The organism is Pseudomonas sp. SIMBA_068 (assembly GCF_046534705.1).
Taxonomy (GTDB): Bacteria; Pseudomonadota; Gammaproteobacteria; order Pseudomonadales; family Pseudomonadaceae; genus Aquipseudomonas; species Aquipseudomonas putida.
This window is the reverse complement of the sequence record NZ_JAWRYI010000530.1, coordinates 1-271: the sequence shown is the minus strand read 5'-3', so window position 1 is coordinate 271 and position 271 is coordinate 1. Positions and strand designations below refer to the sequence as shown.

Below are 271 nucleotides of genomic sequence, written 5' to 3'. Positions count from 1 at the left end.
CACCGCTTCCATAAAGCTGATATTCGACAGCACCGCCTCTTCGTGCGGGGTAATGGCATCTTCCATCAGCCCCGGCGCGCCGATCACGTTCTGGATAGTGTCGAGCAGCGTCAGGCCGGTGAACACCCGGATGGTCAGCTGCTGCTGCTGTTTATCCAGCGTCTGCCAGCCGGGCAGATCGTTGGAGAGCGGCACTTTCTCGGGCAGCCAGAAGTTGCTGGTGAGACGATTCCACACTTCAAGATCTTTGTCATCCTGAATGCGGTTCCAG

Annotated in this window: 1 protein-coding gene; it reads right to left on the bottom strand. The window is 57.9% G+C overall.

Annotated features, from left to right (window positions below; translation table 11 throughout):
• On the bottom strand, nt 1-271 hold a 271-nt coding region (locus SB756_RS30260; protein WP_410913260.1), incomplete at both ends, for a ribonucleotide-diphosphate reductase subunit beta.